The organism is Pseudomonas extremorientalis (genome assembly GCF_024584605.1).
In the GTDB taxonomy this organism is placed as follows: Bacteria; Pseudomonadota; Gammaproteobacteria; order Pseudomonadales; family Pseudomonadaceae; genus Aquipseudomonas; species Aquipseudomonas extremorientalis.
Window position 1 is genome coordinate 2,773,175 of the sequence record NZ_CP089519.1, and the last position, 24,892, is coordinate 2,798,066.

A 24,892-nucleotide genomic window follows, 5' to 3' on the forward strand; every position below is an offset into this window, starting at 1 on the left:
CTGACACTCAGCTATCGGGGGCAAGCCCCCTCCCACATACAGCAAAAAGCAGATCTCAGTGATACCTGAAAATAATAAAGGTGCAGCCATGCCCGCAATCCGAATTGGCATCAACCCGATCTCCTGGAGCAACGACGACCTGCCGGCCCTGGGCGGTGAAACGCCCCTGAGCACCGCCCTCAGCGAAGGCAAGGAAATCGGCTACGAAGGCTTCGAGCTCAACGGCAAATTCCCCAAGGACGCCAAGGGCGTTGGCGATGTGTTGCGCCCGTATGACCTGGCGCTGGTTTCCGGCTGGTACTCCAGCCGCCTGGCCCGGCGCTCGGTGGCGGAAGAAATCGAGGCCATCGCCGGCCATGTCGAGTTGCTCAAACAGAACGGCGCCTCGGTACTGGTCTACGGCGAAGTGGCCGATTCGATCCAGGGCTCGCGCATCCGCCTGATCGAGCGCCCGCGTTTCCACAGCGAACAGGCCTGGCAGGACTATGCCGACAAACTCAACGAACTGGCGCGGTTCACCCTGTCCCAGGGTGTGCGCCTGGCCTATCACCACCATATGGGCGCGTACGTCGAGTCCCCGGAAGACATCGACCAACTGATGCAACGCACCGGCCCCGAAGTCGGCCTGCTGTTCGATTCGGGCCATTGCTACATGGGCGGCGGCGAGCCTCTCGCGGTGCTGCGCAAACATATCGATCGCGTCTGCCATGTGCATTTCAAGGACGTGCGCAAACCGGTGGTGCAACTGGCGCGCAATCAGATGTGGAGTTTTCCCGACTGCATCGTCAACGGCACCTTCACCGTGCCCGGCGATGGCGATATCGACTTCGCCGAACTGCTCGATGTGCTGCTGGCCGCCCACTATGAAGGTTGGCTGGTGGTGGAAGCCGAACAGGACCCGGCCGTGGCGCCCAGCTATATCTATGCGAAAAAAGGCTACGACACCTTGCGTGCGCTTCTGAATGAGAGGACCGGACAATGAGCTTGTTGGTCAAAAGCAGCAAACGCGGCCAGACCATGGTCGCCCTGGAGCCCGGGCGCCTGGAGTACGTAGGGTTCGCCGCCTACCGCCTGAGCCTGGGCGAAACCCTGCCGGTCAGCGCCGGTGACCAGGAGTTGTGCCTGGTATTGCTCAGCGGCCGCGTAAACATCGAGGGGGAGGGCTTCAACTGGCAGAACCTGGGGGATCGCCAATCGGTGTTCGAAGACAAATCGCCGTTCGCCGCTTACCTGCCGCCGGGCACCGATGCCCAGGTCACCGCCTTGAGCGATGTGCAGATTGCGGTCTGCGCCGCGCCCGGCGCCGAAGGCTACGAACCGCGGCTGATCCGCCCGGAAACCTGCAAGCGCAGCGTGCGCGGCAAAGGTGCCAACACCCGCTATGTGTGCGACATCCTGCCCGACAGCGAGCCGGCCCATTCGCTGCTGGTGGTGGAGGTGCGCACGCCGTCCGGGCATTCATCGAGCTACCCGCCGCACAAACACGACACCGATGACTTGCCGCGCCAGAGCTTCCTCGAAGAGACCTACTACCACCAGATCAATCCGCCCCAGGGCTTTGTGTTCCAGCGCGTCTATACCGACGACCGCAGCATCGACCAGGCCATGGCCGTGGAAAACAGCGACCTGGTCGTCGTGCCCAAGGGCTATCACCCGGTCAGCGTGCCCTATGGCTACGAGTCCTATTACCTGAACGTGATGGCCGGCCCCAAGCGCGCCTGGCATTTCCACAACGACCCGCAGCACAGCTGGCTGCTGGACCTCTAATCAGCGGTTCCGGACGGAGAATAACAACAATGAAGTCGCCTCTACGTTTCGCCCTTAACCGCATTGTCGCGCCCAACCTGTCCCTGCCGGATTTCATCCAGCTGGCGGCGGCGCTCAAGTGCGATGCCATCGAGTTGCGCAATGACCTGGCGGACAAGCAGATCGAGTTCGGCACCCCGGCCAGCCGCGTGCGTGAGTTGTGCGCGGTGCAGGGCATCACGGTGCTGTCGATCAACGCGCTGTATCCCTTTGATGTGTGGAACGACGAGCGCCGTGCCCAGGCAATCCAGATGGCGACCTATGCCCGCGAGTGCGGCGCCCAGGGCCTGGTGATGTGCCCGCTCAACGAGCCGGGCGACACCCGCAACGAAGCCCAGCGTGCAGCCGGCTTGCGCACGGCCTTGAGCGAGCTGGCGCCGATCCTGCGCGAGTACGGCATCCTCGGGTTTATCGAGCCCCTGGGCTTTGAAGAGTGTGCGCTGCGGCGCAAGCGCGTGGCGGTGGACGCGATCAAGTCCATCGGCGGCCTGGATGTGTTCCGGCTGGTGCACGACACCTTCCATCATCACTTGGCCAGCGAACATGAGTTCTTCCCGGAGTTGACCGGCCTGGTGCATATCTCCGGCGTCGAAGATGCCCAAGCGCCGCTGAGTTCGATTCGCGACGGCCACCGCGTGCTGGTGGGCGAGGGCGACATCCTCGGCAATGCGGCGCAGATCGACACCTTGCTCAGCACCGGCTACAGCGGCTACCTGTCGTTCGAGCCGTTTGCCGAGAGCGTGCACGGGCTGGCGGATATCCAGCAGGCCTTGGGCGCAAGCATCGCCCACCTGCAGAAACGATAAGGGGCGCGACATGACCACAACCCGACTGACCATGGCCCAGGCCCTGGTGAAGTTCCTGGACAACCAATACATCGAAGTCGATGGCGTGCAGAGCAAGTTCGTCGCCGGGGTATTCACCATTTTCGGCCACGGCAACGTGCTGGGCCTGGGCCAGGCCCTGGAGCAGGACAGCGGCGACCTGGTGGTGCACCAGGGCCGCAACGAGCAAGGCATGGCCCATGCGGCGATCGGTTTCGCCAAGCAGCACCTGCGCCGCAAGATCTACGCGTGTACGGCGTCCGTCGGCCCAGGCGCTGCCAATATGCTGACCGCCGCCGCGACCGCCACGGCCAACCGTATCCCGTTGTTGCTGTTGCCCGGCGATGTGTACGCCAGCCGCCAGCCTGACCCGGTGCTGCAACAGATCGAGCAGTTCCACGACTTGAGCATCAGCACCAACGATGCCTTCCGCTCGGTCAGCAAATACTGGGACCGCATCAACCGCCCCGAGCAGTTGATGAGCGCCGCGATCCACGCCATGCGTGTGCTCACCGATCCGGCTGAAACCGGCGCGGTGACCCTGGCATTGCCCCAGGATGTGCAGGCCGAGGCCTGGGATTATCCGGATTATTTCCTGCGCAAACGTGTGCACCGTATCGAGCGTCGCCCGGCCACCGGCGCGATGATCGGTGATGCATTGGCCGCCTTCCGGGGCAAGCGCAAGCCGCTGATCATCTGCGGTGGCGGTGTTAAGTACTCCGGCGCGAATGCCGCGCTGCAAGCCTTTGCCGAACGCTTTGATATTCCCTTCGCCGAGACCCAGGCGGGCAAGAGCGCCGTGGTCTCCAGCCATCCGCTGAACGTGGGTGGCATTGGCGAAACCGGCTGCCTGGCGGCCAACCTGCTGGCGCCCGAGGCCGACCTGATCATTGGTGTGGGCACGCGTTACACCGACTTCACCACCTCGTCCAAATCGCTGTTCAAGCACCCTGAGGTGACGTTCCTCAACCTCAATGTCAGCCCCTGCGATGCCTTGAAGCTCGACGGCGTGCAAGTGCTGGCCGATGCGCAGGTCGCCCTCGAAGCATTGGCCGATGCCCTCGGCGATTACCGCTCCGGCTGGGGTGGGCAGGTCGTCGCGGCCAAGGCGCAGTTGGACGCCGAAGTGGATCGTGTGCACCAGGTGGAATATGACGGCGACGGGTTTGTGCCCGAGGTCGACGACCGTCTCGACCGTAGCGTGCTGCGTGAATTCATCGAGCTGACCGGCTCGTGCCTGACCCAGAGCCGTGTACTGGGTGTGCTCAACCAGACCCTGGCCGACGATTCGATCATCGTCGCCGCCGCCGGCAGCCTGCCCGGCGACCTGCAACGCGCCTGGCGCAGCAAGGGCGTCAACACCTACCACGTCGAATACGGCTACTCGTGCATGGGCTACGAAATCAACGCGGCGCTCGGCGTGAAACTCGCCGAGCCGACTAAAGAGGTGTACGCGCTGGTCGGCGATGGCTCCTACATGATGCTGCACTCGGAGCTTGCCACCTCGATCCAGGAGCGGCGCAAGATCAACGTGGTGCTGCTCGACAACATGGCGTTCGGCTGCATCAACAACCTGCAGATCGGCAACGGCATGGACAGCTTCGGCACCGAATTCCGCTACCGCAACCCCGAGAGCGGCAAGCTTGACGGCGGCCTGGTGCCGGTGGACTTCGCCATGAGCGCGGCGGCCTATGGCTGCAAGACCTACAAGGTCAGCACCGTGGAGCAACTCGAAGCCGCGCTGGCGGATGCGCGTATACAAACGGTGTCGACGCTGATCGATATCAAGGTGCTGCCCAAGACCATGGTCCACGGCTACCTGTCGTGGTGGCGAGTGGGTGTGGCGCAAGTGTCCACCAGCGAACGCACGAATGCCGCTGCGAAAAAACTCAATGAACACCTGGCGAAGGCCCGGCAGTACTAATAACAAGAGGAGTGTGTGTATGTCTTTGAAGCTAGGTGTCATCGGTACAGGCGCTATCGGCCGGGACCATATCCGTCGTTGCAGCCAGACCTTGCTCAACAGCCAGGTGGTGGCGGTGACTGACATCAACCTGGAGCAGGCCGCCAAGGTCGTCGCCGATTTGAAGCTGGACGCCGAGGTGTACGCCGACGGCCATGCGCTGATCAACTCGCCGCAGGTCGAGGCCGTGCTGGTGACGTCCTGGGGACCGAGCCACGAAGAGTTTGTGCTCGCAGCGATTGCCGCCGGCAAACCGGTGTTCTGCGAGAAACCCCTGGCGGTCACCGCCGAGGGCTGTCGCAGGATCGTCGACGCCGAAGTCGCCTACGGCAAGCGCCTGGTGCAGGTCGGCTTCATGCGCCCGTATGACGAAGGCTATCGCGCACTCAAGGCCGTGATCGACAGCGGCCAGATCGGCGAGCCGCTGATGCTGCACTGCGCGCACCGTAACCCGACGGTGGGCGAAAACTACAAGACCGACATGGCGATCACCGACACCTTGATCCACGAACTGGATGTGCTCCGTTGGCTGCTCAATGACGACTACGTGTCGGTGCAGGTAGTGTTCCCGCGCAAATCCAGCAAGGCCCTGGCCCACCTGCGTGACCCGCAGATCGTGCTGCTGGAAACCGCCAAGGGCACGCGCATCGACGTGGAAGTGTTTGTGAACTGCCAGTACGGCTACGACATCCAGTGTGAAGTGGTGGGGGAGACCGGCATCGCCAAGCTGCCGGAGCCTTCCCAGGTGCAACTGCGCAGTGGCGCGAAGTTGTCCAACGCGATCCTGATGGACTGGAAGGATCGGTTTATCGGCGCGTATGACGTGGAATTGCAGGCGTTCATCGACAGTGTGCGCGCCGGGCAGGTCGGTGGGCCGTCGGCGTGGGATGGCTTTGCCGCAGCGGTGGCGGCGGATGCGTGTATTGAAGCGCAGGGCAGTGAGCAGATTGTGAAGGTGAGCTTGCCGGATCGCCCACGTTTCTACGGCTGAATCACTGAAGAAATGCTGTGAAAAATGTGGGAGGGGCTTGCCCCCTCCCACATTTGAATCGGGTTTTCACTTCAAGCAAGGAGTGTAGGTATGCGAATCGGACTAGTCGGCTACGGCCATGGAGGGCGCTTCTTTCATGCGCCGCTGATTGCCACATTGGCCGGTGCCACATTTGTCGGCGTGGTCACCAGGTCTGCGGAACGCCGCCAGCAACTGGCAACCGACCACCCAGGCCTCAAGGCCTTCGACTCCATCGGCCAGATCGTCGAAGCCGGCGTCGACGCCCTGGTCATCTCCACCACCCTCAAGGGCCGCCCCGCGCTGGTACTCGAGGCCATCGAGCACGGCGTAACCGTGGTCAGCGACAAACCCTTCGCCGCCAGCGCCGAACAGGCCCAGGCATTGATCACAGCCGCCGAACGCCAGGGCTCGCTGCTCAGCGTCTACCAGAACCGGCGCTGGGACTCGGACTACCTGACCCTGCGCAAACTCATCGACGCCGGCGCCCTGGGCACAATCACCCGCTTTGAATCCCGCGTGGAGCGCTACAGCCCGCAAGCCGTGGGCAACGCCAGCGGTGGCGGTTGGCTGCGCGACCTGGGCAGCCACCTGGTCGATCAGGCCCTGCAACTGTTCGGCCCGGTGGATCGGGTGTTCGCCCAGTTGCACTACACCGCCGAACACCCCACGGTGGACCACGGTTTTTTTGTCTCCCTGACCCATGCCAACGGCGTCATCTCGCACTTGTGGGGCAATGCCTTGCAGAACTGTCAGGCCCCGCGTTTCAGAGTCAGTGGCACCGCCGGTTGCTACACCGTCGACGGCCTGGACGGTCAGGAAGAAGCGCTGCTGGCCGGCAAGTCGCCGAAAACCGAAGGCGAGCATTGGGGGGCAGAGGAACACCGACGCTGGGGCTGGTTCGAGCAAGGCGCGGAACGCGAGCGAGTGCCGTCGGAGAAAGGCTGCTGGACGCAGTTCTATCGCCAGTTGCAAATAGCCGTGCAAGGGCAGGGACCGCTGCCGGTGGATGCGTATGAAGCGCTGGAAACCACTCGCCTGTTGGACGCCGCGCGCCTGAGCGCGGAGCGCCGACAAGTGATCGAGACGGCTCTGCTGTAGGAGATTTCGATAAAAATAGAACAAAATTCTAAATAGTGTTGATATGGAAATTATTTTCCAATAAAGTCTTTTCCAGGTTGCAGAAAGTACGTCCGGACTCGATCCTGGCGACTCAACAAAAACAAGATCAAAAACAACCAGGTACCGTCAGATGAAAATCTTCAACGCTGTACTGCGAGTTTTACGCCCTGCCCACACGCCACGCGGACTGCCCCGCGCTCGGCCGTTCTACTTCTCCTTCCTTAATGTGCTGTGCGTCGAAAACCAGGGCGCGCTGGTGTGCTGCATTCCCGGCGCGCCGGTCGTCCGGCTGCCTGCCGAGCTCTGATAAACGCAACGTCCAGAAAACCAACAAGAAAGTGGAGACAGACCGTTCATGAAGACCCCGATCCGTTTTACCGCGCTGGCCTTGTCCATGCTGCTCGCCAGCGGTGTTGCCGCGGCTGCCGATCTCAAGATAGGCGTGAGCATGTCCGCCTTCGATGACACCTTCCTCACCTACCTGCGCGAAGACATGGACAAGCAAGCCAAGTCCTACCCCAAGGGTGACGGCGTGCAGTTGCAGTTCGAAGATGCCCGTGCCGACGTGGTCAAGCAGTTGAGCCAGGTCGAGAACTTTATCAGCCAGAAAGTCGACGCGATCATCGTCAACCCGGTGGACACCGCCTCGACAGCCAACATCATCAAGGCCGCCACGGCGGCGAAAATCCCCCTGGTGTTCGTCAACCGCCGTCCTGACAGCCCGACCCTGGCGCCGGGCGTAGCGGCGGTGACCTCCGACGACGTCGAGGCCGGCAAGCTGCAGATGCAGTACATCGCCGAAAAGCTCGGCGGCAAGGGCAATATCGTGATCCTGCTGGGCGATCTGGCGAACAACTCCACCACCAACCGCACCAAGGGGGTCAAGGAAGTCCTGACCCAATACCCGGGCATCAAGATCGAACAGGAACAGACCGGGATCTGGTTGCGTGACAAGGGCATGACCCTGGTCAACGACTGGCTGACCCAGGGCCGTGAATTCAACGCGGTGTTGGCCAACAACGATGAAATGGCCATTGGCGCGTCCATGGCGCTGAAATCGGCGGGCAAGAAGGGCGTGTTGATCGCTGGTGTCGATGGCACGCCGGACGGCTTGAACGCGATCACCAAGGGGGACATGACCGTGTCGGCCTTCCAGGATGCCAAGGGCCAGGCGGACAAGTCGGTGGAGACCGCGCGCAAGATGGCCCGGAACGAGCCCATCGAGCAGAACGTGGTGATCCCGTTCCAGCTGATCACTCCGGACAACGTCAAAGACTTCAAGTAGTCCCTACATAACAACAATAAGCCGGCAGGGCGGTCGTGCCCGCCTTGCCGATGGAGTACCTCCCTATGCTCGCTCAAGCCGCTGTCTCGCAGCCTCCCGGTATCCAGCCGCTGCCGCTGGACGAACCCTACCTGCTGGAAATCGTCAACATCAGCAAAGGCTTTCCCGGCGTCGTGGCCCTGGCCGACGTGCAGTTGCGCGTTCGCCCTGGCACGGTGCTGGCGCTGATGGGCGAGAACGGTGCGGGCAAGTCGACGCTGATGAAAATCATCGCTGGCATCTACCAGCCCGATGCCGGCGAGATTCGCCTGCGCGGCAAGCCGATTGTGTTTGAAACCCCCCTGGCGGCCCAGAAGGCCGGGATCGCGATGATCCACCAGGAACTCAACCTGATGCCGCACATGAGCATCGCCGAGAACATCTGGATCGGCCGCGAGCAGCTCAACAGCCTGCACATGGTCAACCACCGCGAAATGCATCGCTGCACCGCCGAGTTGCTGGCGCGCCTGCGCATCAACCTGGACCCCGAGGAACACGTGGGCAACCTGAGCATCGCCGAACGGCAGATGGTCGAGATTGCCAAGGCGGTGTCCTATGACTCCGACATCCTGATCATGGATGAGCCGACCTCGGCCATTACCGAGAAGGAAGTGGCCCATCTGTTTTCGATCATTGCCGACCTCAAGGCCCAAGGCAAAGGCATCGTCTACATCACGCACAAAATGAACGAAGTGTTCGCCATCGCCGATGAAGTGGCGGTGTTCCGCGACGGCCAGTACATCGGCCTGCAGCGCGCCGACAGCATGAACAGCGACAGCCTGATCTCGATGATGGTCGGTCGTGAGCTGAGCCAATTGTTCCCGGTGCGCGAGACGCCCATCGGCGATCTGCTGCTGTCGGTACGCGACCTTAGCCTGGACGGCGTGTTCAAGGACGTGTCCTTCGATCTGCATGCTGGCGAGATCCTCGGCATCGCCGGGTTGATGGGCTCGGGCCGTACCAACGTGGCCGAAACCATTTTCGGCATCACCCCCAGCAGCGGCGGCCAGATCACCCTGGATGGCAAGGCGGTGCGCATTACCGACCCGCACATGGCCATCGAGAAAGGTTTTGCCCTGTTGACCGAGGACCGCAAGCTCAGTGGCCTGTTCCCGTGCCTGTCGGTGCTGGAAAACATGGAAATGGCGGTGCTGCCGCACTACACCGGCAACGGCTTTATCCAGCAGAAAGCCCTGCGAGCGCTGTGCGAAGACATGTGCAAGAAGCTGCGGGTGAAAACCCCCTCCCTTGAGCAGTGCATCGACACCTTGTCCGGCGGCAACCAGCAGAAGGCCTTGCTCGCGCGCTGGCTGATGACCAACCCGCGCCTGCTGATCCTCGATGAACCGACCCGGGGCATTGACGTGGGCGCCAAGGCCGAGATCTACCGGCTGATCTCGTTCCTCGCCAGTGAAGGCATGGCGGTGATCATGATTTCTTCCGAGCTGCCCGAAGTGCTGGGCATGAGCGACCGGGTCATGGTGATGCACGAGGGCGAATTGATGGGCACCCTGGACCGCAGCGATGCGACCCAGGAAAAAGTCATGCAGTTGGCCTCCGGGATGACCGCAGTCCACTGACGTACAGAATAAAAAGGTGATGGGCTATGAACGCAATAACGGATAACAAACCTGCGACGGTGCCAACCAAAAGTCGTCGACGCATGCCCACCGAGCTGAGCATCTTCCTGGTGCTGATCGGCATTGGCCTGGTGTTTGAATTGTTCGGCTGGATCGTGCGCGATCAGAGCTTCCTGATGAACTCCCAGCGCCTGGTGCTGATGATCCTGCAAGTGTCGATCATCGGCCTGCTGGCAATTGGCGTGACACAGGTGATCATCACGACGGGGATCGATCTGTCTTCGGGCTCGGTGCTGGCACTTTCGGCGATGATTGCTGCCAGTTTGGCGCAGACGTCCGACTTTTCCCGGGCGGTGTTCCCCAGCCTGACCGACTTGCCGGTATGGATTCCAGTGGCCATGGGGCTGGGCGTAGGACTGTTGGCGGGGGCGATCAACGGCAGCATCATTGCTGTCACCGGCATTCCGCCGTTCATTGCCACCCTGGGCATGATGGTCTCGGCCCGTGGCCTGGCGCGTTACTACACCGAAGGCCAGCCGGTGAGCATGCTCTCGGACTCGTACACGGCCATTGGCCACGGCGCGATGCCGGTGATCATCTTCCTGGTGGTGGCGGTGATCTTCCACATCGCCCTGCGCTACACCAAATACGGCAAGTACACCTACGCCATCGGCGGCAACATGCAGGCGGCGCGCACCTCTGGGATCAACGTCAAGCGCCACCTGATCATCGTGTACAGCATCGCCGGTTTGCTGGCAGGTCTGGCCGGGGTGGTGGCTTCGGCACGTGCTGCGACCGGGCAGGCGGGCATGGGCATGTCCTATGAACTGGATGCGATTGCCGCCGCAGTGATCGGTGGCACCAGCCTGGCGGGCGGGGTAGGGCGCATTACCGGCACGGTGATCGGCGCGCTGATCCTCGGGGTGATGGCCAGCGGGTTCACTTTTGTCGGGGTGGATGCGTATATCCAGGACATCATCAAGGGGCTGATCATTGTGGTGGCTGTGGTCATCGACCAATACCGCAACAAGCGCAAGCTCAAGCGCTGAGGCGCAGCGGCAAGCCTCAAGCTGCAAGCATGCTGATGTTTGCAGCTTGTCGCTTGCCGCTTGCGGCTTATAGCTGCTTCACGAACTTTCCTGCTATAAACGCACTCCGATAACCATTCGCCAAGCCCGTCCTGGTGCCTTTTGGGGTTATCCGGGAAAAAATGCCTGTCATTTCAGTTGCTGCGCTCTCAAGTCGGCCTTAGACTGCCGCCCCTCGTAAATTGAGTGCCGGGTGGCGCTTGAAATGGACGGCGCCTTTCCGAGACCTGCAGAGGCCTTCCGGAACGCTCCCTTATTCGCCTTAATGCACGTATTTTTTATAGAGAAATCAATGACAAAGGAAAAGTTGCTGGCCATGCCGGCGGATGACTACATGAATGCCGAACAGCACGCTTTTTTCGAGAAGTTGCTGCAAGACATGAAAGTGGAACACCACGAGCGCATTGAACAGAACCGTATCGCCATTGAAAGCCTTGACACCCCGGCCGACCCGGCCGACGCCGCTTCCGTTGAAGAAGAGCGTACCTGGCTGGTCAACGCCATCGACCGCGACCAGCGCATGCTGCCGCAGCTTGAGCGCGCGTTGGAGCGCATCAAGGAAGATTCCTTTGGCTGGTGTGACGACAGCGGCGAGCCTATCGGCCTCAAGCGCCTGCTGATCAGCCCCACCACCAAGTACTGCATCGAAGCGCAAGAGCGCCACGAGCAGATCGACAAGCACCAGCGCCAAGCCTGATGCGTTGAAGCTGGGGAGCCGCCACGCGGTTCCCCAGGGCAAGACCCGTTACACCCCGTCTATTGATCTGCTGCAAGCTACCCCACTAAAGGCCCATGGATAATGGCCCGATAGTGGCGTTTAATGCAGTGACAATAATGACAAGCAGTGGGGTAACGAAGATGGCTGGAGACGGACCTCTGATGGGCGCAGCCGTGTCACCGCAACCGGTGGCGCGCGGGCTGCCCGGCTGGCTCACGCCGTTGTTGCAGAGCACCGCCCTGGTGCTGGTACTGCTGGGCCTCGCGTTCGCCAGCCTGCCGCTCTACCTTTGCCTGCCACTGGTCCTATTGGTGATCTGGCTGCCTCGCCTGAAAAGTCGCACACCAGTGATTGCAGCTTCCGACGCCGCCGATGCCATTGGCGAGTTGACTCGTGATCTGTCGTATACCACCAGCCACAACGCACTTTCCGCCGCCGGCGTGGCCTATTCGGTCAAGCAACTGGCGGCGCGCCTGCAGTCGCAGTTGAGCGCGGCCAGGCAGATCGTCAGCAGTGCCGAGGTGATGATCGGCACCGAAAAAGTCACCTCCCAGCTCAGCCGTGAGGCGTTGGGGGCTGCGAGCCAGGCCCATCAGCGCAGCACCGAAGGCCGTGAAGTGCTTGCCCAGTCGATCAGCCGCATGCACCAGCTCAGCCAGCGGGCCAATGCCAGCCGTGAGTTGATTGAGGCCTTGAGCCAGCGCAGCGAGGAAATCCAGCGGGTGACCCTGGTGATCCAGTCCATCGCCAGCCAGACCAACCTGCTGGCGCTGAACGCGGCGATTGAAGCGGCGCGGGCCGGTGAGCATGGTCGCGGGTTTGCCGTGGTGGCGGATGAAGTGCGTGGGTTGGCCGGGCGTACTGCCACGGCCACCGATGAAGTCGGTGTGATGGTGGCCGACATCCAGCAACGCACTGCTCAGGTGGTAGAGCAGATTCGCCAGCTCTCGGCGGACCTGCACACCGGTGTCGAGCAGGTAGAGCACGCTGGCGAGCAGCTGCAAAATATCGCCAGCCTGGCGGCGGATGTGGAAGGCCAGGTCAATGAAATCGCCCAGGGTACCGACACCAACCGCACCCAGCTCGACAGCCTGTTCCATGCCGTGGAGCAGATGCGCAGCGACCTGGCCGTCAGCGATCAGCAAACCCGCCAGCTGGCGGATGCTGCCGTACAAATGGAAGGCCAGGCCGAAACCATCAGCGAGCGCCTGGCGGAAGTCGGGCTGGATGACTATCACCAGCGCATCTATGACCTGGCCCGCGAAGGTGCCAGTCGGATTGCCGCGCAATTCGAAGCCGATGTGCAACAGAACCGCATCAGCCTGGACGACCTGTTCGACCGCAGCTATACGCCGATCGCCAATACCAGCCCAATCAAGTACCACACCCGCTTCGACGGCTACACCGACCAGGTATTGCCAGCGATCCAGGAGGCGCTGTTGCCGCGTCATGAAGGGTTGGTGTTCGCCATCGCCTGCACGCCCCAGGGCTATGTGCCAACCCACAACAAGGCTTTTTCGCAGGCGCTGACCGGCGATGCGCAGGTGGACGCCGTGCAGAACCGCACCAAACGCAAGTTTGAAGACCGTACCGGAATCCGCTGCGGCAGCCATCAGCAGGCGGTGTTGTTGCAAACCTATACCCGCGACACGGGTGAGCTGATGCACGATCTGTCGGTGCCGATCATGGTCAAGGGCCGGCACTGGGGCGGTTTACGCCTGGGTTACAAGCCCGAGGCCGCGAAAGGCGGGCGTTAGGATTATTGCCGTTTATGCAAGGGAGCTATTCCGGTAATAGCTTTTTCAAGCGGACGTAAAACCGTAGCATGGGCAACATTGTTAGCCAGCTAACTAATGCTGTGGAGAAGCACCATGCAAAACAAAGTCGATGTTGCCGTGATGATTGGCAGTGGTGTACCGCATGCCTTGCGGGCATTGGGTCAAAAGGCCTGTTGGGTGGTATTGCTCAACGGTGAGCAGCGCGGCACGGCGTTCGCAAGTCGCGATGAGGCAGAGGAGTGCAGGGCTGCCTGGCAGGCGCTGATGCGCCTGGAGCAGTCAGACAGCCTGCATTGAGGGCTGTTTAGTGCGACTGATGCAGGCGCTGGTTCAGCTCATCCACCGCGATAGCCCATTCGGCGTCGTCACGCAGTTCTTCCTTGAGAAAGCTGGCTTGTTGTGCAGACCAGAATGGCGCATCGATCAGTTTCACGTCTTCAGGCAACGGATGGGCGACGATAAATGCATCGATGGCGTCCGGGGTTGAATCCAGGCCCAATTGTTCAAACAGGGTTTCAAGGGTGGGGATTGGCGCGTCCATTTCGTTCTCCATGCAGGGGGGCGTTATGCATGGGAGGGTTGTAGCGCGGCGGAGTTCTATCGAATGTTCAGGAATTAAGGGCCCCGGCATCCACGGCAGTCTTTAACGCCCTGGCGGCCTCTTTTGCAGCGGCGGCGGCTGCGTCGACGGTTTTGAACCAGCGGTCTTTTTCCACTTGGTGCGTGCTGACAGTGGTCAGCGGTGGCTTGGCCCGCATCACGATCACTGCTTGAAACTCACCGTCTACTTCCCTTGCGTCGCCATGGATGAAAAATTCGCCGATATCAAATTCCGTCACGTAGAGCCTTCCCTTGGAGATAACTGCACTGGAGAAACCTGGCCCGTGGGGCGCAAACTTCAGTGGACGGGCCAGTATGGCAGTTGTTGCGGGTCGGCGGCGCGGTAAAGTTACCGGGCGGACGAAACGATAGCTCCATGTTGGGCGTGCAACACGGCTTCGAGTTTTTTGGCCAGTTCGCAGGCCTTGACATGGTCGCTGCGGAAGCCTTTGATGCGGCCACTGAGCACTTCGCGCACGTGGAAGAAGTTCCGGCCGGCAGGTACGACTTGGTAAAGAACCGAATCCGGGTACCCCTCGAAGCTGTTCAAGCGGTAGTATTGCGCCTCGTCCTGACAGGATGAACGGGTTTGCGAAGACATAGCGCTGTAGGGTGATCTTTGCATGGCCTGCTCCTTTTCGATCTTGCGGGATGACTGGATTGCAGCGTTTTGAGTGGTCTTGATCCATGCTGCTGTTTTAGTATTGTCGTCAGCAGTCAGCGTCCGGTTCCATGACAGCGTGTTTATTTGTGTATGCATGTCGGAAAACTGCATTTTTAATTGGGTTATTCTCTGAAGTTGGTCGACCCGTATTCTCGGGCCGTTGAACCTGTGATCTCCTGTGGCGCCTGATGACCTTGCACAAGGCCCATCGCGCATGTCTGTACTAGTCTTTCGGCTCGACAGCAGGATTTTCTTCAGTTTTTTCAAAGAATGAGTTGTGTGATCGTGCCGTGATGGCCGTTTTTTGTGCTGCCCGCTTTGGCGGACAGCGCTCTTTTCCATGTGGGGGCGTTTCCTTGGCAGTCAGTAATCTGGATATGCACGCGTTGTTCGTGCTGGGTGATTTGCGCGCAAAGTTGGTCAAACAGTTCCAATCCCGTTTTGTCTACATCACCGAGCAGACGCCGGAAGGCATTTACATCGCCGAAATCGATACCGAGGCGGCGATGGTGGTGGATGACAAACCACGCCTTGAGCTCAAGGTCGGCGACCATTTTCGTGCAGCGGTATTGCCCAGTCGTGAGGGCGGCAAGTTCGAATTGAAGTTCCGCGACATCAAGTTGACGGTGTACGGCCTGGGCGACTACGCCTTTGTGTCGTCGGCCGAAGGCCAGGGCATCGTGTTCAAGGAAGGCCACAGCGTGATGCTGGTGTTCGCCGCCAACGAGCAATTGCAGGAAGGCCTGACCAAAACCCTGAAGGCTGTCACCGGCAAGGCCGCCAAATGGCGCAAGGGCGAACTGGTCACCTTCAAGGCCAGTGAATAATCAGCAAAAAAACGCGAACACCCGTTATCTCCCGGAACCTCTACTACAGTTGAGTTGACTTAACTATTCAGAGGCTTCGCGCATACGCAGCAAAGCCGTCCGCCATTGGCTGCGATATCGCGAGGTGCGAAGGCATGAAAGGATTGAGAACGCTGTTGGCTGCGTCCCTGACAACACTGGGGCTGTCAGTGGCCACGTTGCCGGTAAGCGCCGCCGAGGCGCCGGTACATTTTGCCGACCTGAACTGGGAAAGCGGCAGCCTGATCACCGAAGTGCTGCGGGTGATTGTCGAGAAGGGCTACGACCTGCCCACCGATACCTTGCCCGGCACCACCATCACACTGGAAACCGCCCTGGCAAAGAACGACATCCAGGTGATCGGCGAAGAGTGGGCCGGCCGCAGCCCGGTGTGGGTCAAGGCCGAGGCCGAAGGCAAAGTGGTGGGCCTGGGTGACACGGTCAAGGGTGCGACCGAAGGCTGGTGGGTGCCGGAATACGTGGTCAAGGGCGACCCCGCCAAAGGTATCAAGCCCCTGGCGCCGGACCTCAAGAGCGTGAAGGACTTGGCACGCTACAAGGATGTGTTCAAGGACCCCGAATCCCCCGGCAAGGGGCGCTTTCTCAACAGCCCCATCGGCTGGACCTCGGAAGTGGTCAACAAACAGAAGCTCAAGGCCTACGGCCTGGATGACAGCTACGTGAACTTCCGCAGTGGCTCGGGCGCGGCACTGGACGCGGAGATCGCTTCATCGATCCGGCGCGGCAAGCCGGTGCTGTTCTATTACTGGTCGCCGACGCCGCTGATGGGGCGTTACAAGTTGATCCAGCTGGAAGAGCCGCCGTTTGATGCCGATGCGTGGAAAACCCTGACGGATGCGGATAACCCTGATCCGAAGCCGACCCGGTCATTGGCGTCGAAGTTGAGTATCGGGGTCTCGACGCCGTTCCAGAAAGAGCATCCGCAGATTGTGCAGTTTTTCGAGAAGGTCGAGTTTCCGATTGAGCCGTTGAACAAGGCATTAGCGAGCATGAGTGAGAACCACACGGCGCCACGTGAGGTGGCCCAGGCGTTTCTCAAGGAGCATCCCGAGGTGTGGAAGGCCTGGTTGACTGAGGATGTGGCGCAGAAGGTTGAGGCGAGCCTGAAATAACCACGGATCTTTCAGTTCAATGCGAAGCAGGTGTGGGAGGGGGCTTGCTGCCGATTGCAGCGAGTCAGTCACGGCATGGTTGACTGATCCAACACTATCGGGAGCAAGCTCCCTCCCACATTTAGCTGCATTCCAGGATCAGAACCGGGTCTGCACCGCCAACTCAAAGGTTCGTGGTGAGCCCAAGTAATACGCCGGCGACACATGGGCAAACTCGGCATACACCTCATTCGTCAAGTTGCGCACCCGGCCCGTCACTGAGGTGTGCGAATCGACCTTATAGCGCAGGAACGTTCCGAACAGGGTGTAGGCTGGCACTGTCTGGGTGTTGGCGTTGTCTGCATACACCTGGGCTACATATCGCGCGTCCACACCCCCTTGCCAGTCCTCGGCAAAATCATAGGTCAGCCACAGATTGCCCACGCGCTTGGGCACGTTGGTTGGCGTGTTGCCCTTGCGCGACACCACGGCGCCACTGGCGATTTTCTCGTTGAAGTCATCGTACTCGGCATCTACCCAGGCGAAGTTGCCTTCCGCCAGCAGCCTTGGCGTGATGCGCAGCGAGCTGGCCAATTCGATCCCTTTGGATGACTGCGCACCGACCGGAATGCTGTTGCTGGGGTCCTGCGGGTCGGTGACGGCAAAGTCCTTGCGCTCGATCTTGTATGCAGCAGCGGTGGCCGAGCCACGCCCGTCCAGGTAGTCGAATTTGCTGCCCACTTCCCACTGCTTGCCCGTCGAGACATCAAACACTTGCGTGGTGGTGTTCGGTTGCTCGGCGGCGGTGCTGTATTGCACATACACATTAGCCGTTGGGATGAACTGGTAGGTCAGGCCCACACGGCCGGTCACCGGTTCCCAGTTGCGTTTGAAGTGGCCGGGGTTGGTGGCGGTTATCGCACGGTGGTTGGTCACATCCAGGTCGATGGCGTCATAACGCAGGCCAGTCAGCAGCGACAATGTGTCGGTAAGGCCCAGGCGATTTTCCACGAACAGTGCTTTGGTGGTGACTTCGTTGGTCTTGTCCTTGCCGAAGCGTTCCCGGGTCCGCGGCAGGTCAAAGAAGTGTCCGGGGTCGAAGTTGTTCGGGTCTACCGTGCTGTTGCCTGGCACATTCCACGGAGTGTTGGTGGTGCTGTTGACTTTGTACTCGAAGCCGCCGGACCAGGTAGTCGACAGGCCGAAGAGGCTATCGTCGTGGCGCAGTTCGAACTGGTTGCCGTTTTGTTCGCCCTGATGACGTACCTGATAGGCCGTCGAGCGGTTTACCGCCGTGTTGTTCGCGTTGTACTGATAGGTTTCCAGGTTGCGGTAATCGCGTTGGCTGTCCAAATGGTAAAGGGTGTTTTTCAGCGTGGTGCTGTCGTTGAGCCGGTAGTCGATGATCGAGCGTGCCCAGATCGTGCGTTGTTCGTAGCGCCCGTCGGCGACGTTGTAGTTGTTGAAGCGGTTGTGTCTGTCGATCTTCAACTCGCCTGCCTTGGGGTTGAGCACCGGTGTGCCCCAGTAGGGGCTGTCTTCGTGCTCATCCTGGTATTCCAGCGCCAGGGTGTGGGACAGGTCGGGCGTGAGGTCACTGAGCAGGGAAAACGCCAGGCTCCACGCGTCGCGCTGATCGCGGTCGATGTAGCTGTGGTTGGTGTTGCGGCTCACATCCAGGCGTGCGTAATGTTGCATCTCGGCGCCAGGTTCGGTCAGGGCATGATTGACGCCGAAGGCCATGCCGGCGGTGTCGTAGCTGCCGTAGGTGAGCTGGCCTTCGGCGGCCTGTTCCTCACGGGTGGCCAACTTGGTCACGTAGTTGAGCGAGCCGCCCACGGAGCCTGCGCCGTTGATCAGCGAGGAGGGGCCACCCACCAGTTCCACCCGGTCATAGATCCACGCATCCACGGGGCGCGCCAGGCCGGTGGCGACGTTGATACCGTTGAACATCTGGGTGATCTGGCTGCTGGTAAAGCCGCGATAGGAAACAAACCCGCCGAACCCCGGCGGGGCGCTGGCGTTGACGCCGGGCAAGGTGTTGGCGGCATCGCGGAAGGTCTTGGCGCCATGGCGCTCGATGTCACTGCGATTGGCGATGGCCACCGACGCCGGGGTTTCCCGCACGCTCAAGCCCAACCGCGACGCCACGCCGCTGGATTGATCCAGGGCCAGGCCGGGTTCGTCGGCTTGCGCGCCATCGATGGTGGTCGGGGCCAACTCAAGGGCCCAGGCGCAGACAGGCAGGCAGCCGAACAGGCCTGCCAACAGGGGGAGATGTTTCATGGTTGAATCCTGAAAAACTTGGCTTGAAAACAACGCACAGCCGCCCGTACTTCCTTGCGGAAACGGTACTCAGTGCAGATCGGAAAGCGAAGGCATCAGGCGAAGGCAGGCGGCGCGCGCGGATTGGCCGCAGGCCAGGTGAAGCGGGCAGGGATATCGGCAGCCAGGACGATGGCAGGCGGTGGAGCATGGGGCTGTGGCAACACCGCCACGTTCAGGCTGGAACTCAGCGCCGGGCCCATGCCGCCCGTGGAACACAGCGGGCAGCCAAACGCCTTGGACAGCGTCGGCAAATTCTCTTCAGTGGAATTGGACGGCTTGGGCGCCTGGGTACGTGGGTCCACCGTACAAAACTGGCCGCCGATGCCATTGAGCTGCATCCCGACCATCTGCCCATGCCCGATACTGCAGGCGAACACATTGAACAGGACGCAGCAGTAGAGCATCCAGGCAATGAGCGAGCGGTCGGCACGGGCAAGTTTCATGGGGCGGCACTTTACCATCAGCCGCCGACGAAATGCCTGCAAAAAATCTCAGGGCGACTATCCTGTTTCGCACCTTTTCAGGGAGAGCCAGCCATGAGCTTCGTTGTCGCACGATGGATTGTCGGCGTTTTTACCTGCATCAGCATGGTCCACCTGTACTGGGCCGCCGGCGGCAAACTCGGCTTCCAGGCCGCCATTCCCCAACTGCCCGGCGAATTCGCCAACGGACCCAGACCTGCATTCAAGCCCTCGGCATTGGGCACGTTCCTGGTGGCGATGGGGTTGGTGGCCATTGCACTGCTGGTGTGCCTGCGCGCCGGGTTGTACTTCTCGGCGGTATCCCATGGGGCGTTGCAGTGGGGCATCAGCGCGATTGCCGTACTGATGTTTGCCCGGGCGATTGGGGATTCGGAGTTGGTCGGGTTCTTCAAGAAGGTCGGTGGGTCGAGGTTTGCGCGGTGGGATACGTATTTTTATTCGCCGTTGTGTCTGGTGTTGGGGGTGGGGTTGTTGGTGGTGGCGTGGGGGTGAGAAGTGGAGGGCCTGATCATTGGATCAGGCCATGCAATCAAGGCTGTATGAAGTACAAGTTGGACATGGATCCAGAGATTTTCTGAGCTTTGCCCTTTTTCAGGTACTCGCTGAAATCACGCTCAAGCGAGTCTTTATTGGTATATTTCTTGTATCTGCATGGTACCTCGCACGCGTACATATATAGTCTCCACGGGTCGAATCCATCGACTCTTTCATTCGGGCCGTAATCAAAGTCGACACAGAGTTCAGATAGATAAACGCTGCATCCAATGCCATGCAACTCATAGGTTACGCCGTCGGTGACAAATCCTCGTCGCGGAATTTTTTTGGAGTGCCACAGCCTGAGAATGTTCTTGGTTCCAAAAGTTTGTTCAAGCAAGTCAGTCGCTATTTTTACTTGCGTCAAATACTCGGCTATCAAATTTTCCAGGGTCTGATTTTTCATCGTCTTGGCCTATCCAATCTATCGAGCCCAACCGCATTTGATGCTTCTATCACTTCTTCAATGCTGTTGAACGTGGTTTTGTGGCTATATATATCGGTGATTAACTTTAAGGTGACTGGCGTATGTGTTTGTCTTGCTGCCGAGGCACGATGATGCCCGTCAACAATATAGCGCCGTTCGTTGTGTTCGAGTATTTCAATGGGTTCGTTGATTTTGTACCCATCGCTTCGCATGCTGAGAGCAATTCTCTCAACCCGTTTGGTTGAGCGTTTGCCCTCGATGGTGTGTGTTCGAATCAAGGTTTCCGCATTAACTCCGTGGATGAGGGGAGGCGATTGAACTCCATCGTCCACATGTGCTTTTTGGGTTGGATCGTCCGCGCCTGGGATTGTCTGTAGTTTGCAGCTGTCCTCCCCGGGACAGGCACTCAGTCCTAAAGGGTCCACCCATCCCGTCGGATTGGGCACGTACTGGTACGCATTGATCCCACCCGCCAGCTTCACCAGATCCGGCGTCAGGTACCGACCAACATCCGGATTGTAGTAGCGATGGCGGTTGTAGTGCAGCCCGCTTTCCTGATCGAAATACTGACCCTGGAAACGCAGCGGATTGTCGACTTTTCCGATGTCGAGGCGGGTGATTTCCCCGTAGGCACGGTAATGCGCCGACCAGACGATTTCGCCATCCGGGGCGGTGAGTTCTTGCGGGGTGCCCAAGTGGTCGAGCTGGTAGTGGTAGGCCTTGGTTTCCTTTGGACCGAAGCCTTCCAGCAGCGCCAGCGGGCGAAAGCTGTCTGGTTCATAGAGATAGCTGCGATGCCGATCCGAGTGGTGTTCGGCGATGAGTTTGTCGCCTTGCCAGAAAAACTCAGTGGTTACATCGTCGACGGTTTTGCTGATACGCCGCCCAAACGGGTCGTAGCGGTAGCTGGCGGTCTGGCCGTTGGGTTTTTTAATACCGATCAGGCGGTGCTGGCAGTCGTAGCGGTATTCGGTGACGAGTGCGTGGCCCTTGCCGCGGCGTTCGCGGATGAGGTTGCCGAAGGCGTCGTAGTCGTAATGATGGTCGCCCTGAATCATCAGGCGGTTGCCGGCGACGATGTCGGGGCCGGGGCGGTTGTGCATGAGCAGGTTGCCGGCGGGGTCGTGGCCGAAGCGTTCCTGATCGGCTTGGGTGTGGTCGGCGCGGGTGAGGCGGTTGAGTGGGTCGTAGTGGTAGCGGTGTTCGCCCTTGCGGGTGTCGAGCTGGCGGGTGAGGTTGCCGGATTTGTCGTAGTCGTAATGACGGCGATAGACCGGGCCTTCGGCATCTTTGATGCTCTGGTTGAACAAGCGGCCTTGGTGGTCATGTTGGTAGTGGCTGAACAGTTGGCCTTGTTGGCGTTGCTGTTCGCGACCGGCCTTGAACAGGTGTGAGGTGAGTACTGCGCCATTCAGTTCGACGGTGGCGAGGTGGCCGCCTTTGTCGTGAGTGAAGGTGAGGCGGTTGTTGTCCGGCAGGCGCAGGTTTTGCAGGTGACCACAGGCGTCGTAGCCGTAGCGCAGGGTGCCCCAGCCTTGGTGTTCGGCGGTGAGGCGGTTTTGGCTGTCGTACTCGTAGGCCAGTGACCAGTGGCCGTCTTCGACGCCTAAGAGATTGCCCTGGCGGTCGTAGGTGTAATCGACGGTATTGCCATCGGGCAGGGTTTTTCTGATCAGGCGTCCGGCATGATCGCGCTGGTAACGGGTAACCAGCTGACTGCCGTCATCGCCGTGTTCGGTCTTTTCCTGAAGGTTGCCGTTGAGGTCGTATACGTACGCCGTGCGCTGACCGTCAAAGCCGATTTCCTGCTGGATCAGGCCGTTGTTGTGGTACTGGAGCCGGTAGGTCTCGCCCACCTCGTTTTCGATCTCGGTCAGCAGTAACCGCGCGTTGTCGTAGCGGTACTTGACCTGGGTGCCATCGGCATTGATGCGTCGGCTGATCAGATGCAGGCCGTCGGCGTATTCGTAGTGGGTGACGTGGCCCTGTTCGTCGCGTTCGGCGGTGATTTTTCCGTAAGCGTTGTAGGTATATTTACGCGTGTCGCCGCTCGGCAAGACGACCTGGACTAACCGCCCAACGTCGTTCCACTGGTACTGGGTCAGCGCGCCATGCTCATCCTCACGCGCAATCTGTCGCCCCAGATCGTCATAGCGATAACGCTTGATCCCACCATTGGGCAACTGCTCCTCAAGCAACTGCCCACGCTCGTTCCACACCAGCCGCTGACAGCTGTGGTCCGGGTACCAAACCCCAATCAGCTGTCCGTATTTGTTGTAGGTGTAATCGGTAACGTGACCGTCTGGATCGGTCTTGCGCGTTACATCGCCCTGATCGTTGCGCTCATACTTCCAAACCGCCTGACCCCGCCTTACAACCCGTACGAAGCCGTTATCATGCTCGTAGGTCGTCGGCTCATCGTCCCCCGGAAACACCGCCACCAAGCGCCCGGCTTCGTCGTACTGATACGCCGTGATCGCCCCGAGCGGGTCCTGCTCAACCGTCAGCCGGCCTCTGTCATCGTAGGAGTTGAAATGCTCGGCCCCATCCGGATCCACCCGCTGCACCAGCCGCGCCCGCTGGTCATGCACGTAGACTTCCTGGCTGCCATCGGCGTTAAACACCGTGACCTGGCCGTTGTCATCCCAGGCATAACGCGTGTCCATCTGCGAGAAACTGGCCCAGTGCCGAATGCACCGCGCCGCCTTGCCAGGCCGTTCCCACTCCCAGAAGAAACTCGCCCCACCGGCCAAGCCACGTTCAAGGATGACGTGCTGTTCGTCGTAGCGATAAACCTCGCTTTCGCCGACCGCGTTGGTCGCTGAAACCAGTCGTCCCAAGTCGTCATAGGCGTAGGAAACAACCGTCTGCTCCGTCACCCACACAAACGGACCGTCATCCATAACGCGATGAATCTGGTAATCCACCGCCACGATGCGGCCCGACGCGTAGCGCAAAAACAGCGAGCGCCCGACGCCGTTATCCACCCGCTCAATACGCCCCAGAAAATCCCGGGAAATGCGCAGGCGGTTGTCATACGCATCGCTGATCGCTGTCAGCACACCGTCGCGGAAGTGGTAGAAACGTGACGCCTGGGCCAGCACCAGTTCATCAGGCGACGAACCCAGATAGATTGCGGCTTCGGCAAGACTGTTGGTGATTGCGGGGCGAGAAGTAGACGGCAAGGGCAGGGTGGTGGAGCGGTTTTCATGATCGGTCCAAAGCACCGAATCCCCGGAAACACTCAGCCGATGCGCCAGCGCATGACTCCAGCCAAACCCCAACCCACAATCCACTTCAACCGCACTGGTGCGATACAACCGCGTCCACTCAAACGGCAAGATCCCGTCCAGCGTCCCATCGGTGAGGGTCAGGAGTTCCTCGCCGGTGACCATCGACACCGGGCAGCCGTTGGTGGCGGTCTTGTCCGCAGGTGCCGCCGCATCCCCATTCGGGTTTCGAGCAAAAACCGGCACATCATCCACATGCTCTTTCTGCTTCAGCACCGCGTTCTGCCGCGCCTTCCAGCGCATCTGCATCGTGCCTTGCTTGAGCCCGCCGACCACCCCGCGAACCGCCACCGCCTTGTAGCGATCCACCGCTTGCATGAACTTCGTCAGAATCGCAAGAAGACCCTTAACAAAACCCACCGCCGCCTCAAGAATCCGCACTCCATACTTGACCAACCGCAAACTCAAATACGCCACACCCGCGGCCGGCAAGGCGATGGTCAACACGGCGCCAATCACCAGGTCAATCAGCAGCGACACCACAAACCCTGCCGCTACCTCGGCCATTTCACTGGGCGGTAATGCGTCCAGCCAGAGCATCGCCGTGCGTACCATCAGGTACAGCGCCGCCTCGTCACTGGCCAGCAACATGGCCTGCTCCATGACCTTTGGCGTATCGGTGGCGACTTGTGCCAACTTGGCGGCTTGATCACCTAACTGCTCGGCGAACTGCATCGGGTCTTCAAGAATCGCCTGTACCAGCTTGATGCTGTCCCACACGTCGTGAATCGCCGCCCAACTGCCCGCCAACAGACCGCTGCCAATCGCACTGGCGGTCGAGCGCTCCCAGTGCGGTTTAAAGCCAGACCACTGCTCCCGAAGCCACTGCTGCAGATCCCCCATCAACCCGTCGTAGGAGGCAAACAACGCGTCGACTTGCTCGCTGGAAACACCGCCCTGCACCCGCACCTGATAGCGCCCACCCGCCGCGCAGTGATGTGAGCCCTTACCCTGTTCATCCAGCATGATTACGCTGGAACTGCCGTCATCCAGGCCGATGACCTCAACTGGGATATTGCCGATTGGTACGTCATATACCGACTCGAACTTGCTCTCGATCTTCAGTTCACCGCCCATCGGGCAGCGGGTCACGGTCGAAAAGTCAGTGTCGGAAAGGCTCACCGAACGCTGCGAATCGCCAACCCGCAATACCCGGTCAATCCCCAGCAACGACGGCATGTCAGCCGCATGGCTCACTGAATCCAGCGCGCGCGAATACCAGGCGTTCATCTGCTGGCGATAAATCACCAGGCTCTGATGAAAGCCATCCAGCTCAAATTCGATCAGGGCAATGTGGGCAGCGTGGGTCATCCATGACGTCTCGGCAAAGGGCAAGGCGTCGGAGCATGCCGCAGCAAAATGCGGCTGGATGAACGGTTGGAAAATTCAGAAAGAGCC

Annotated in this window: 23 protein-coding genes; 16 read left to right on the top strand and 7 right to left on the bottom strand. The window is 60.3% G+C overall.

Annotated features, from left to right (window positions below; translation table 11 throughout):
- The first annotated feature begins 88 nt into the window (after positions 1-88).
- From iolE to LUU92_RS12420, 13 genes are all read left to right on the top strand, one after another.
- Positions 89-982 (top strand): myo-inosose-2 dehydratase, encoded by an 894-nt coding sequence (iolE, locus tag LUU92_RS12360; RefSeq protein WP_071490061.1) that lies wholly within the window; start codon positions 89-91, stop codon positions 980-982.
- On the top strand, positions 979-1,767 hold the full coding sequence (iolB, locus tag LUU92_RS12365; protein WP_071490060.1) for a 5-deoxy-glucuronate isomerase: 789 nt from the start codon (positions 979-981) through the stop codon (positions 1,765-1,767). The genes iolE and iolB overlap by 4 nt, the downstream gene beginning before the upstream one ends.
- 29 nt (positions 1,768-1,796) lie before the next feature.
- Positions 1,797-2,612: a TIM barrel protein gene (locus LUU92_RS12370; protein ID WP_222539927.1), complete on the top strand. Its 816-nt coding sequence runs from the start codon at positions 1,797-1,799 to the stop codon at positions 2,610-2,612.
- Positions 2,613-2,622: 10 nt separating this feature from the next.
- Complete coding sequence (gene iolD / locus LUU92_RS12375; RefSeq protein ID WP_257103719.1) at positions 2,623-4,554, top strand: 3D-(3,5/4)-trihydroxycyclohexane-1,2-dione acylhydrolase (decyclizing); 1,932 nt, start codon at positions 2,623-2,625, stop codon at positions 4,552-4,554.
- A gap of 19 nt (positions 4,555-4,573) precedes the next feature.
- A complete protein-coding gene (gene iolG / locus LUU92_RS12380; RefSeq protein ID WP_092245565.1) occupies positions 4,574-5,584 on the top strand; it encodes a bifunctional inositol 2-dehydrogenase/D-chiro-inositol 1-dehydrogenase in 1,011 nt (336 codons plus the stop codon).
- 90 nt (positions 5,585-5,674) lie between these two features.
- Positions 5,675-6,703: a Gfo/Idh/MocA family protein gene (locus LUU92_RS12385; RefSeq protein ID WP_071490056.1), complete on the top strand. Its 1,029-nt coding sequence runs from the start codon at positions 5,675-5,677 to the stop codon at positions 6,701-6,703.
- A gap of 151 nt (positions 6,704-6,854) precedes the next feature.
- On the top strand, positions 6,855-7,031 hold the full coding sequence (locus LUU92_RS12390) for a hypothetical protein (RefSeq protein WP_163033238.1): 177 nt from the start codon (positions 6,855-6,857) through the stop codon (positions 7,029-7,031).
- Between the two features lie 48 nt (positions 7,032-7,079).
- Positions 7,080-8,009, top strand: coding sequence for a sugar ABC transporter substrate-binding protein (locus LUU92_RS12395; protein ID WP_071490055.1), 930 nt, complete (start codon positions 7,080-7,082; stop codon positions 8,007-8,009).
- Between the two features lie 65 nt (positions 8,010-8,074).
- Positions 8,075-9,628: a sugar ABC transporter ATP-binding protein gene (locus tag LUU92_RS12400; protein WP_071490054.1), complete on the top strand. Its 1,554-nt coding sequence runs from the start codon at positions 8,075-8,077 to the stop codon at positions 9,626-9,628.
- Between the two features lie 26 nt (positions 9,629-9,654).
- Positions 9,655-10,677, top strand: coding sequence for an ABC transporter permease (locus tag LUU92_RS12405; RefSeq protein WP_016975559.1), 1,023 nt, complete (start codon positions 9,655-9,657; stop codon positions 10,675-10,677).
- A 331-nt stretch (positions 10,678-11,008) separates the two neighbouring features.
- On the top strand, positions 11,009-11,413 hold the full coding sequence (locus tag LUU92_RS12410) for a TraR/DksA family transcriptional regulator (RefSeq protein ID WP_003191666.1): 405 nt from the start codon (positions 11,009-11,011) through the stop codon (positions 11,411-11,413).
- Positions 11,414-11,958: 545 nt separating this feature from the next.
- On the top strand, positions 11,959-13,191 hold the full coding sequence (locus LUU92_RS12415; RefSeq protein WP_371322055.1) for a methyl-accepting chemotaxis protein: 1,233 nt from the start codon (positions 11,959-11,961) through the stop codon (positions 13,189-13,191).
- A gap of 114 nt (positions 13,192-13,305) precedes the next feature.
- Complete coding sequence (locus LUU92_RS12420) at positions 13,306-13,509, top strand: hypothetical protein (protein WP_071490052.1); 204 nt, start codon at positions 13,306-13,308, stop codon at positions 13,507-13,509.
- Between the two features lie 7 nt (positions 13,510-13,516).
- Here LUU92_RS12420 and LUU92_RS12425 read toward each other — a convergent pair whose 3' ends face one another.
- The 3 genes from LUU92_RS12425 to LUU92_RS12435 all read right to left on the bottom strand — a co-directional run bounded on the left by LUU92_RS12425 (position 13,517) and on the right by LUU92_RS12435 (position 14,818).
- Positions 13,517-13,753, bottom strand: coding sequence for a DUF2789 domain-containing protein (locus LUU92_RS12425; RefSeq protein ID WP_071490051.1), 237 nt, complete (start codon positions 13,751-13,753; stop codon positions 13,517-13,519).
- 67 nt (positions 13,754-13,820) lie between these two features.
- The gene (locus LUU92_RS12430; RefSeq protein ID WP_071490050.1) at positions 13,821-14,051 is read right to left on the bottom strand and encodes a hypothetical protein; all 231 of its coding nucleotides are present in this window, start codon (positions 14,049-14,051) and stop codon (positions 13,821-13,823) included.
- 110 nt (positions 14,052-14,161) lie between these two features.
- Complete coding sequence (locus tag LUU92_RS12435) at positions 14,162-14,818, bottom strand: hypothetical protein (protein ID WP_231999497.1); 657 nt, start codon at positions 14,816-14,818, stop codon at positions 14,162-14,164.
- A gap of 35 nt (positions 14,819-14,853) precedes the next feature.
- Here LUU92_RS12435 and LUU92_RS12440 point away from each other — a divergent pair, with 35 nt between their 5' ends.
- Both LUU92_RS12440 and LUU92_RS12445 read left to right on the top strand, forming a co-directional pair.
- Positions 14,854-15,303: a hypothetical protein gene (locus tag LUU92_RS12440; RefSeq protein WP_050554011.1), complete on the top strand. Its 450-nt coding sequence runs from the start codon at positions 14,854-14,856 to the stop codon at positions 15,301-15,303.
- Positions 15,304-15,437: 134 nt separating this feature from the next.
- Positions 15,438-16,454: an ABC transporter substrate-binding protein gene (locus LUU92_RS12445; RefSeq protein WP_257103720.1), complete on the top strand. Its 1,017-nt coding sequence runs from the start codon at positions 15,438-15,440 to the stop codon at positions 16,452-16,454.
- A 138-nt stretch (positions 16,455-16,592) separates the two neighbouring features.
- Here LUU92_RS12445 and LUU92_RS12450 read toward each other — a convergent pair whose 3' ends face one another.
- A complete protein-coding gene (locus tag LUU92_RS12450; RefSeq protein ID WP_257103721.1) occupies positions 16,593-18,719 on the bottom strand; it encodes a TonB-dependent receptor in 2,127 nt (708 codons plus the stop codon).
- A gap of 95 nt (positions 18,720-18,814) precedes the next feature.
- On the bottom strand, positions 18,815-19,204 hold the full coding sequence (locus LUU92_RS12455) for a DUF2946 domain-containing protein (RefSeq protein WP_058425722.1): 390 nt from the start codon (positions 19,202-19,204) through the stop codon (positions 18,815-18,817).
- Between the two features lie 93 nt (positions 19,205-19,297).
- Here LUU92_RS12455 and LUU92_RS12460 point away from each other — a divergent pair, with 93 nt between their 5' ends.
- Entirely contained in the window at positions 19,298-19,735 is a 438-nt protein-coding gene (locus LUU92_RS12460) for a DUF3995 domain-containing protein (protein ID WP_058425721.1), read from the top strand.
- Between the two features lie 37 nt (positions 19,736-19,772).
- Here LUU92_RS12460 and LUU92_RS29210 read toward each other — a convergent pair whose 3' ends face one another.
- A complete protein-coding gene (locus tag LUU92_RS29210) occupies positions 19,773-20,183 on the bottom strand; it encodes a DUF6896 domain-containing protein (RefSeq protein ID WP_071490046.1) in 411 nt (136 codons plus the stop codon).
- Positions 20,180-24,805, bottom strand: a complete 4,626-nt coding sequence (locus LUU92_RS12465; RefSeq protein ID WP_257103722.1) for an RHS repeat-associated core domain-containing protein — start codon at positions 24,803-24,805, stop codon at positions 20,180-20,182. The genes LUU92_RS29210 and LUU92_RS12465 overlap by 4 nt, the downstream gene beginning before the upstream one ends.
- Positions 24,806-24,892: the final 87 nt, after the last annotated feature.

Bases quoted from the DNA above. Each gene is read 5' to 3' on its own strand.
- LUU92_RS29210 (WP_071490046.1), bottom strand. From the start codon at position 20,183: ATGAAAAATCAGACCCTGGAAAATTTGATAGCCGAGTATTTGACGCAA.
- LUU92_RS12415 (WP_371322055.1), top strand. From the start codon at position 11,959: ATGATCGGCACCGAAAAAGTCACCTCCCAGCTCAGCCGTGAGGCGTTG.
- LUU92_RS12445 (WP_257103720.1), top strand. From the start codon at position 15,438: ATGAAAGGATTGAGAACGCTGTTGGCTGCGTCCCTGACAACACTGGGG.
- LUU92_RS12410 (WP_003191666.1), top strand. From the start codon at position 11,009: ATGACAAAGGAAAAGTTGCTGGCCATGCCGGCGGATGACTACATGAAT.
- LUU92_RS12450 (WP_257103721.1), bottom strand. From the start codon at position 18,719: ATGAAACATCTCCCCCTGTTGGCAGGCCTGTTCGGCTGCCTGCCTGTC.
- LUU92_RS12440 (WP_050554011.1), top strand. From the start codon at position 14,854: ATGCACGCGTTGTTCGTGCTGGGTGATTTGCGCGCAAAGTTGGTCAAA.
- iolG (WP_092245565.1), top strand. From the start codon at position 4,574: ATGTCTTTGAAGCTAGGTGTCATCGGTACAGGCGCTATCGGCCGGGAC.
- LUU92_RS12435 (WP_231999497.1), bottom strand. From the start codon at position 14,818: ATGGAAAAGAGCGCTGTCCGCCAAAGCGGGCAGCACAAAAAACGGCCA.
- LUU92_RS12455 (WP_058425722.1), bottom strand. From the start codon at position 19,204: ATGAAACTTGCCCGTGCCGACCGCTCGCTCATTGCCTGGATGCTCTAC.
- iolE (WP_071490061.1), top strand. From the start codon at position 89: ATGCCCGCAATCCGAATTGGCATCAACCCGATCTCCTGGAGCAACGAC.
- LUU92_RS12385 (WP_071490056.1), top strand. From the start codon at position 5,675: ATGCGAATCGGACTAGTCGGCTACGGCCATGGAGGGCGCTTCTTTCAT.
- LUU92_RS12370 (WP_222539927.1), top strand. From the start codon at position 1,797: ATGAAGTCGCCTCTACGTTTCGCCCTTAACCGCATTGTCGCGCCCAAC.
- LUU92_RS12390 (WP_163033238.1), top strand. From the start codon at position 6,855: ATGAAAATCTTCAACGCTGTACTGCGAGTTTTACGCCCTGCCCACACG.
- LUU92_RS12400 (WP_071490054.1), top strand. From the start codon at position 8,075: ATGCTCGCTCAAGCCGCTGTCTCGCAGCCTCCCGGTATCCAGCCGCTG.
- LUU92_RS12405 (WP_016975559.1), top strand. From the start codon at position 9,655: ATGAACGCAATAACGGATAACAAACCTGCGACGGTGCCAACCAAAAGT.
- LUU92_RS12460 (WP_058425721.1), top strand. From the start codon at position 19,298: ATGAGCTTCGTTGTCGCACGATGGATTGTCGGCGTTTTTACCTGCATC.
- LUU92_RS12425 (WP_071490051.1), bottom strand. From the start codon at position 13,753: ATGGACGCGCCAATCCCCACCCTTGAAACCCTGTTTGAACAATTGGGC.
- LUU92_RS12465 (WP_257103722.1), bottom strand. From the start codon at position 24,805: ATGACCCACGCTGCCCACATTGCCCTGATCGAATTTGAGCTGGATGGC.
- iolD (WP_257103719.1), top strand. From the start codon at position 2,623: ATGACCACAACCCGACTGACCATGGCCCAGGCCCTGGTGAAGTTCCTG.
- LUU92_RS12395 (WP_071490055.1), top strand. From the start codon at position 7,080: ATGAAGACCCCGATCCGTTTTACCGCGCTGGCCTTGTCCATGCTGCTC.
- LUU92_RS12420 (WP_071490052.1), top strand. From the start codon at position 13,306: ATGCAAAACAAAGTCGATGTTGCCGTGATGATTGGCAGTGGTGTACCG.
- iolB (WP_071490060.1), top strand. From the start codon at position 979: ATGAGCTTGTTGGTCAAAAGCAGCAAACGCGGCCAGACCATGGTCGCC.